We start from the raw sequence: 8,706 nt of genomic DNA on the forward strand, positions 1-8,706 counted from the left end.
CTTCGTAGCTGTCAGCCACCATGCGATCGAGGGTGCGCACGCCCCAGCCCACGGCGCCGTCCGGCACGGTCGGGCTGCGGCTGTCCTTCACCCAGGCGGTCGGGGCGATGTCGATGTGCGCCCACGGCGTGCCGTTGGTGAAGCGCTGCAGGAACAGGGCGGCGGTGATCGAACCGCCGGCGCGGCCGTTGCCCATGTTCTTCAGATCAGCGATCGGGCTTTCGATGTGGCGGTCGTAGGCGGCCGGGATCGGCATGCGCCAGGCGTTCTCGCCCACCTTCGGACCGGCGGCCAGGAAGTTGTTGGCCAGCTCGTCCGAGTTCGAGAAGACGCCCGCGTACTCCAGACCCAGGGCGATGATCATCGCGCCGGTCAGGGTGGCCAGATCGACCATGAATTTCGGCTTGAAGCGCTCCTGGGTGTACCAGAGGCAGTCGGCCAGGACGAGGCGGCCCTCGGCGTCGGTGTTCAGGATCTCGATGGTCTGGCCCGAGAGGGATTCAACCACGTCGCCCGGACGGGTGGCGTTGCCGTCCGGCATGTTCTCCACCAGACCGATCACGCCGACGGCGTTGACCTTGGCCTTCCGTCCCGCGAGGGCGTGCATGGCGCCGACCACGGCGGCCGAGCCGCCCATGTCCCACTTCATGTCTTCCATGCCCTCGGGCGGCTTCAGCGAGATGCCGCCGGTGTCGAAGCAGACGCCCTTGCCGACGAAGGCGATCGGCTGATCGTCCTTCTTGCCGCCGTTCCACTTCATGATGACGACCTGGCTGTCGCGCACGCTGCCCTGGCCGACGGCCAGCAGGGTGCGGAAGCCCAGCTTCGCCAGTTCCTTCTCGCCCAGAACCTCGACCTCAAGGCCCAGCTTCTCCAGCGCCTTCACGCGCTTGGCGTATTCTTCCGGGTACAGGACGTTGGCCGGCTCGGCGACCAGATCGCGCGAGAACTCGACGGCCTCGGCCACGGCCGAATAGGTCGCATAGGCGGCCTCGGCGGCCTTCACGTCGGCGGCGACGACCTTGATCGTCTCGATCGACGGGGTCTTCTCAGGCTTCAGCGTCGTGCGGTATTTCAGGAAGCGATAGCTGGCCAGACGGGCGGCGAAGGCCGCGCGGGCGGCCTGATCGGCCGACAGATGGCTGACGTCGATGGTGATCGAGGCGGCGCCCGACAGTTTGACCGCGTGATAGGCGGCGCCCGCGGCGGCTTCCAGCGCCAGATCGTCGAACTTGTCCGGCGCGCCCGCGCCGGTCAGCACGACCGTGCCGGCGTCGACGCCCGCGGGGGCGGTGACGATCAGGGTGCTGTTCGAGCCCCCGGTGAAGCGGCTGTTCGTCATGGCCTTGGTCAGGGCGCCCGAGGCGGCGTTGTCCACCGACGCGCCCGCGCCGGCCAGGGCGCGACCGTCATGAACGAGGACGGCCAGGACCTCGGCGGCGGCGGCCGAGGCGACGAATTCGATCTTCATTTACTGCTCCCGCCGGGATGTAACGCCCCGGTCTTGTGCGAGTGGGATTGTCCGCGCGGTTTCACCGGCGCAAACGGGTGTGTATTAGATGCTCTCCCTCGCCGCAGCCTGCAACGGGCGATTTCCATTCCCTTATGACGTTGATTCAAGGCTACCTTTTCCGGCAGATCGGCCGCCCTGTGCTGGCGGCGTGCGCCGCGCTGGCCGGAATCGGCATTCTGAGCCAGAGCCTCGACCAGCTCGAGTTCATCGTTGAACGCGGCCAGAGCGTCTGGGTGATGGTCAAACTGACCCTGCTGGCATTGCCCCAACTGCTCGCCGTCATCATTCCCATCGGCCTGTTCGTCGGCGCCCTGACGGCATTGACCCGCCTGCAGCGCGAGCAGGAACTGACCGCCGTCTTCGCCTCGGGCGTCACCCGCTGGCAAGCGATCCGCCCGGCGATGAAGCTGGCGGTGATCGCCGCCCTGCTGACCCTGTTCATCACCACGATCGCCCAGCCCTGGGCCCAGCGGGAGGCGCGCAACGCCACCTTCGCCGTGCGCACCGACCTGGCCGCCCTGCTGGTCGAGGAAGGCAATTTCGTCCAGGGGCCCAAGGGCCTGACCGTCTATGTCCAGCAGATCGAACAGAACGGCCTGCTGAAGAACCTGTTCGTCTATGTGCAGGACGGCGACAAGACCACGACCTGGGACGCCGCCGAGGCCCGGTTCAGCCGCATCGACGGCCAGCCCTACCTGACCCTGCTGAACGGCTCATGGCAGCGCTACTCGTCGCGGGGCGTGCTGGAATATCTGTCGTTCGGACGGCAGGACCTGCCCCTGGCCCAGTACGTCGATGTGAATGACGCCGTCCGCTACAAGCCGTCGGACCTCTACCTGCCGCAGCTGTTCAACCCGTCGCCCCGCGACCTCGACAAGGTCGGATCGGCGGGCGAGCTGATGGCCGAGGGCCATTCGCGACTGTCCGCGCCCCTCTACGCCCTTATGGGCATGGCCATGGCCCTCGCGGCCCTCATGGGTGGCTCGTTCAGCCGGACCGGCTACAGCCTGCGCATCGCCAAGGCCGCCGCCGCCTTCCTGATCGTCCGCATCATGGGCTACGGCGTCGTCGCCGCCAGCGCCTGGAACGGTTGGCTGAACATCTTCCAGTACGTGCTGCCGATCGTGGCCACCGCCATCGCCCTGCGGGTCCTGTTCCGCGCCCTGAAGCCGCGCCGCAGCCGTCTGCGCCCCGCCCTCGACCGCCTGAAGGGGAGGTTCGCATGACCAGTCGTACCTCGCTGAAGGCGCCGTGGCTCCGTCTGGGCCGGATCGAGCGCTATATCCTCACCCAGCAGGCCCGCTCGCTCGCGGTCGCCCTGGGCGTGATCGCCGCGCTGATCATGCTGATCGACTTCGTGGAGATTTCCCGCGGCGTCGGCTCGGACGTGGACCTGTCGGGCCTGCGCATCCTGGCCCTGATGCTGCTGAAGTCGCCGCAGGTCATCGTCCAGCTGCTGCCCTTCGTCTTCCTGTTCGGCACCTTGGCGGCCTTCGTCGGCCTGAACCGGCGCAGCGAGTTGATCGCCATGCGGGCGGCCGGGGTCTCGGCTTGGCGCTTCGTGCTGCCGGCGGCCGGGTTCGCCTTCCTGTTCGGCATCCTGACCGTGACCGCCCTGGGCCCCGCGGCCTCCGCCGCCGACGGCCTGTTCCAGCGTGAGCGGTCGCGTCTGTCCGGATCCGTCGCCGGCTCCGACACGCCACAGGCCGTCTGGATCCGCGAGGGCGACGACAGCCGTCAGATGGTCATCCGCGCCGACCGGCAGGACCGCGCGGGCGGACGCCTGCTGGGCGTGACCTTCTTCATCTACACCAACGACGGCGAGGGCCTGCGCACCTTCTCCGAGCGGATCGACGCCGCCTCGGCCTCGCTCAGCGCCGGTCGCTGGCGGCTGGTGGACGCGGTCGGCGCCCAGATCGGTCAGCGCGCCGTGCGCTACGCCACCCTCGACCTGCCCTCCAGCCTCGCCGACGACGAGGCGTTCGAGCGCTTTGCGCGGCCGCAGTCGACCCCCTTCTGGTCCCTGCCCGCCCAGATCGCCCGCGTCGAGAACGCCGGCTTCTCCTCGACCGCCTACGCCCTGCGTCTGCAGCAACTGCTGGCCACGCCGCTGATGTTCGCGGCCATGTCGATCCTCGCGGCGGCCTTCTCGCTGCGCCTGATGCGTCTGGGCGATCTGGCCCGGATGAGCGCCGCCGCCGTCGTGCTGGGCTTCGCCTTCTTCTTCGTGAACCAGGCCGCCTCGGCCTTCGGCTCGGCCGAGGTCATTCCGCCGTGGCTGGCCGCCTGGCTGCCGCCGTTGCTGACGGCGCTCGCCGCGTTCACCTTGCTGTTCTATACCGAGGACGGCTAAGCGATCCGTCGCCCCTCAGCCTCCTGCCCTTTCTGAAGTGATCTTGCATGCAGCGTGACCGCCGTCGGCCCACTACCGCAGCCCTGCGTCGCCGGCTTCTCGCCGGGGCGGGCGTGGTGGCGTTGGCCGCATGGAGCGGGCTGGCCCAGGCCCAGACGCAGCCTGCCGCCCAGCAGGTCCCGCCGTCCCAGCCCGGCCCCGACGGACTGGGCGCCAACGCCGCCTATATCGAGGCTGATTCGACGACGCGGACCGGAGACGTCATCACGGCCCGCGGCGGTGACGAGCGGGTTCTGGCCCGCTTCCGCAACACCACCCTGCGCGCCGGCGAGGTCAGCTACGACCTCAACCTGGGCGTCGCCGGCGCCCGCGACCGGGTCGAGTTCACCGACCCTGACGGCAATGTGATCTTCGCCAGCCAGCTGCAGATCGATTCCGACATGCGGGCGGGCGTGGCCGTCGACTTCGCGACCCGCTTCCGCAACGGCGCCAGCCTGATGGCCGCCACCGCCGTGCGCCGCAGCCAGAACGTCAACGAGCTCAACTACGCCATCTTCACCCCCTGCCCGATCTGCGACGCGGAGGGCAATCCGAAGCAGCCCAGCATCGCCATCCAGGCCGAGAAGGTGGTGCAGGACGAAAGCCTGCGCGCGATCCTGTACCGCAACGCGGTCTTCCGCGTCGGCGGGGTGCCGGTCTTCTACCTGCCCTTCTTCGCCCACCCCGATCCGACGGTCGAACGCGCCTCGGGCTTCCTGGTCCCGATCCCCAGCTATGACGAGGGCCGCGGCTTCAGCCTCGAAGTCCCCTATCTGCAGGTCATCTCGCCCTCGGAAGACTGGCTGATCAGCCCGCAGTTCAACACCGACGTCGCGCCGTTCCTGAACCTGCAATGGCGCCGTCGCTTCGGCGACGGGACCATCGTCCTGCGCGGCGGCTATACCTACGAGCGCAATTTCGGCGACTTCGACGTCGACAACGACGGCGATATCGACCGCGACGTGCGCTTCGGCGACCAGACCAGCCGCAGCTATCTGCTGGGCCACGGCGCCTTCGATCCGGCCGGGCCGTGGCGGTGGGGCTTCACCGCCGAGCGGACCTCGGACAAGACCCTGTTCGACCGCTACGACATCCGCGATCCCTATCAGGACAACGGGCTCTACTACGGCGACGAACGCCGCCTGATCTCCCAGCTCTACGCCGAGCGCCAGACCGAGCGGTCCTACATCTCGGTCGCGGCCTTCTCGATCCAGAGCCTGCGGGTCAAGGAATTCGACTTCGACACCCCGGCGCTGAACGTCTTCGAAAGCGACGGCGAACTGCCCTATGTCGCGCCGCTGATCGAGGCGCGCTGGGAGCCCGATGGTCCAGTCATGGGCGGTCGCCTGCGCCTGCGCGGTTCGGCCGTCTCGCTGTACCGCGACGACTATGTCGGCAGCCCGGTGCTTCGCCCCGGCGTCATTCCGTCCGGCCCGACGCTGGGTCTGCCGGGCGTGGACAGCCGCCGCATCTCCGGCCAGGCCGAGTGGCGCCGCACCCTGATCTCTCCCATCGGCATCCGCTGGGAGCCGTTCGTCGATGTCCGGGCCGACGTCTATTCGGTCAGCGACCTGCCGCCGATGATGGGTGTCGAGGACGAGACCATCACCCGCAGCCGCGCCACCGCCGGCATCGACGTGTCCTGGCCCCTGATCCGGCGCATCGGCCCCGGCGCGGACCTGATCCTCGAGCCGATGGCCCAGCTGTCGCTGTCGACCGATCCCGACCTCGACGCCCGCGTGCCCAACGAGGACAGCGCCACGCTGGAGCTGGACGAAAGCTCGCTGTTCCGCATCGACCGCTTCCCCGGCTACGACCTGCTGGAAGGCGGCATGCGCTTCACCACGGGCGCCCGCGCCACCCTGCGCTGGGGCGACAGCCGTCAGGCCAGCCTGTTCATCGGCCGAAGCTTCCGCGACGAGGAGCAGCCTGCCTTCCTCGTGCCGGTGCCGGACGCCCCGACCCAGCTGTACGATCCGACCGGCCTGTCGTCCGACACCTCCGACTGGGTCGTCCAGGGCAGCTTCTCGCCGTCGGATCGCATCCGCGGCTGGGCGCACGCCACCATCGACTCCTCGGGCGACATCCGCCGCGCCGAAGCCGCCCTCGACGGCCGCTGGGGCCGCCGGAACCTGGCCACGGTCAGCTACATCGTGGACCGCTCCAACCCGCTCGCCGGGGTGGAGAACCGCAACTACGAATTCGTCCAGGTGGCGGGCCAGCAGTTCATCTACGGCAACTGGGGCGTGGCCGCCTCGGGCATCGCCGATCTCGAGCGCGACCTGATCACCCGGTCCGAAGTGGGCATCCTGTTCGACGACGACTGCTTCCGCTTCGAGCTGGGGTGGCGCCGGGACAACACACAGGTGCGCCCGAGCGGTCCGTCCGAGGGCATCTATATCCGCCTAAACCTCGCCACTTTCGGCGGTACAGGGTAAGGACAGGGCGACGGGCGCTGACCGACGCGCGACTCAGGCTGCGCGAAGGGTGCACGCCGGGGTCGAACCGGCGGCGCCGCTTGAGGAACCAGGACTGACATGCGTTTGCAGCGTTACTTGACGGGCGTGGCCATGGCCGCCCTGCTGGCCGGTTCGGCCGTGGCACAGACCGCGCCGGGGCAGGCGCCCGCCGCCGCCGGCACGCTGAACCCTGCCGCCGAGCAGGCCCCGACGGCCGCCCCGGCCGCCGCCCCGCAGTTCCAGCTGTCGGACGGCATTCTGGTCACCGTCAATGACAGCGTCATTACGGGCTTCGACCTGCGCCAGCGCATGCTGCTGCTGATCGCCATGACCCAGGTGCAGCCCACGCCGGAGAACCTCCCGGCCATCCAGCAGCAGGCTCTCAATGCCCTGATCGACGAGCGTCTCCAAGCCCAGGAGCTCGCCAAATTCGAGGAAGAGGGGCTGCGGATCACCGACGAGGAACTCGACCGGGAAATCGCAGCCATGGCCGAGGAGGTGGGCGCGACGCCTCAAGCCTATCTCGACTTCCTCGCCCAAGGCGGCATCCGGCCGCAGACCTTCCGCGAACAGCTCCGCACCCAGATTGGCTGGTCCCAACTCGTCCGTGGCCGCTTCCAGACTCGCGCTCGGCCGAGCCCCGCCGCGGTCGACGCCGCCCTCCGGCAGATCGGCGAAGCCGCGACCAAGAAGCAGTACCTGATCGGCGAAATCTACATCGAAGCCAGCCGCGTCGGCGGTCAGCAGGCCGCCCTGAACGGCGCCAACCAGCTCGTCGCCCAGATGGTTCAGGGCGCGCCCTTCCAGGCCGTGGCCCAGCAATTCTCCGCCGCTCCCTCAGCCGCCCGCGGCGGCGACGCCGGCTGGATCGTCGAAGGCGCCGTCCCCCCGACCCTGCAGCAGGCCCTCGACCAGCTGGAGGTCGGACAGCTGTCGAGGCCGATTCCGGTGGAGGGGGGCGTGTACATCATCTACATGCGGGACAAGCGGGACGGGAGTTCGGCGAGCCTGGTGCAGCTGAAGCAGGTGATGATCGAGCTGGCGGAGGGCGCGGACGAGGCGGCGGCGCGGCAGCGGCTGGAGGCCATCCGCCCGCAGCTGACCTGCGACAACATCCTGACGCGGGCCAGCTCGGAGCAGGGCCTGCTCGGCTCCGACCTCGGCGAGACCGACGTGCAGAACCTCGCCCCGCAGTTCCAGCAGGTCGCCCGCGAGGCGGCCATCGGCTCGATCAGCGCCCCCGTCCGCACCCCGCTGGGCCTGCACCTGCTGGCCGTCTGCGGCCGCCGCGCCGGCGGCGCCGAGGCCCCCGACCGCCGCCAGGTCGAGAGCCAGCTGTTCGCGCAGAACCTCTCCACCCTCGGCCGCCGCTACATGCGCGACCTGCGCGAGGACGCCCTGATCGAGATGAAGTGATGGACGGCCCCGCCGCGCCGCTGGCCCTGAGTCTGGGCGAACCGGCGGGCGTCGGGCCCGAGATCGTCGCCGCGGCGTGGGAGGCCCTGAAGACCACGGGCCCGGCCTTCGCCGTGGTCGGCGACGCCGCCCTGCTGCGCCGCCAGGGCGGGCCGGTGCAGGCCGTCGCCGACCTGTCCGAAGCCGCCGCCGTCTTCCCGCGCGCCCTGCCGGCGCTGGACCGCCCCCTGCCCGCGCCGGTCACGCCCGGCCGCCCGGATCCGGCCAACGCCGCCGCCGTCGCCGACGGGATCGAGGAGGCGGTAGCCCTCGCCGTCTCCGGCGCCGCGTCCGGGGTGGTCACCGCCCCGATCGCCAAGGCCCCTCTGTACGCCGCCGGCTTCGGCTTCCCCGGCCACACGGAATTTCTCGCCGAACTGACCGCCGACGTCCCCTTCGCCGGGACCCGCGGACCGGTGATGATGCTGACGGCGAAGGACCTGCGCGCCGCCCTCGTCACCATCCACGAGCCGCTGTCGGCGGTGCCCGGACTGGTCACCGGCGAGCGGGTCAGGCGCGTCGCCCGCGTCGTCCACGAGGCCCTGCGCCGCGACTTCGGCATCGCCGCCCCCCGCCTGGCGCTGGCCGCGCTCAACCCCCACGCCGGCGAGGGCGGGGCCATGGGGCGCGAGGAGATCGAGATCCTGGCCCCCGCGGCCGCCGACCTGCGCGCCGGGGGGATCGCCGTCACCGACCCGCTGCCGGCGGACACGATGTTCCACGAGGAGGCCCGACGGACCTACGACGCGGCGATCTGCCTGTACCACGACCAGGCCCTGATCCCGGTCAAGACGCTGGACTTCTGGGGCGGCGTCAACGTGACCCTCGGCCTGCCGGTGGTGCGCACCTCGCCCGACCACGGCACCGGCTTCGACATCGCCGGCAAG

The 8,706-nt window shown here is 70.1% G+C and carries 6 protein-coding genes; 5 read left to right on the forward strand and 1 reads right to left on the reverse strand.

Translation table 11 applies throughout. The annotated features are described in order from the left end of the window. Nucleotides 1-1,471, reverse strand: a 1,471-nt coding sequence (locus VGE03_RS13005; protein ID WP_331046900.1) for a leucyl aminopeptidase, incomplete at its 3' end; no start/stop codon positions are given. Between the two features lie 134 nt (nt 1,472-1,605). Between VGE03_RS13005 and VGE03_RS13010 the strand changes: the two genes are divergently transcribed. The 5 genes from VGE03_RS13010 to pdxA all read left to right on the forward strand — a co-directional run. Beyond that, nucleotides 1,606-2,739 (forward strand): LptF/LptG family permease, encoded by a 1,134-nt coding sequence (locus tag VGE03_RS13010; protein WP_331046901.1) that lies wholly within the window; start codon nt 1,606-1,608, stop codon nt 2,737-2,739. Beyond that, nucleotides 2,736-3,866: an LPS export ABC transporter permease LptG gene (lptG, locus tag VGE03_RS13015; protein WP_331046902.1), complete on the forward strand. Its 1,131-nt coding sequence runs from the start codon at nt 2,736-2,738 to the stop codon at nt 3,864-3,866. Before VGE03_RS13010 ends, lptG begins: the two co-directional genes overlap by 4 nt. A 47-nt stretch (nt 3,867-3,913) precedes the next feature. Further along, the gene (locus VGE03_RS13020) at nt 3,914-6,343 is read left to right on the forward strand and encodes an LPS-assembly protein LptD (protein ID WP_331046903.1); all 2,430 of its coding nucleotides are present in this window, start codon (nt 3,914-3,916) and stop codon (nt 6,341-6,343) included. Nucleotides 6,344-6,442: 99 nt separating this feature from the next. After that, nucleotides 6,443-7,780: a peptidylprolyl isomerase gene (locus tag VGE03_RS13025; RefSeq protein WP_331046904.1), complete on the forward strand. Its 1,338-nt coding sequence runs from the start codon at nt 6,443-6,445 to the stop codon at nt 7,778-7,780. Further along, nucleotides 7,780-8,706, forward strand: a 927-nt coding sequence (gene pdxA, locus VGE03_RS13030; RefSeq protein ID WP_331046905.1) for a 4-hydroxythreonine-4-phosphate dehydrogenase PdxA, incomplete at its 3' end; no start/stop codon positions are given. The genes VGE03_RS13025 and pdxA, both read left to right, overlap by 1 nt.

This window comes from Brevundimonas sp., from assembly GCF_036400995.1.
GTDB lineage: Bacteria > Pseudomonadota > Alphaproteobacteria > Caulobacterales > Caulobacteraceae > Brevundimonas.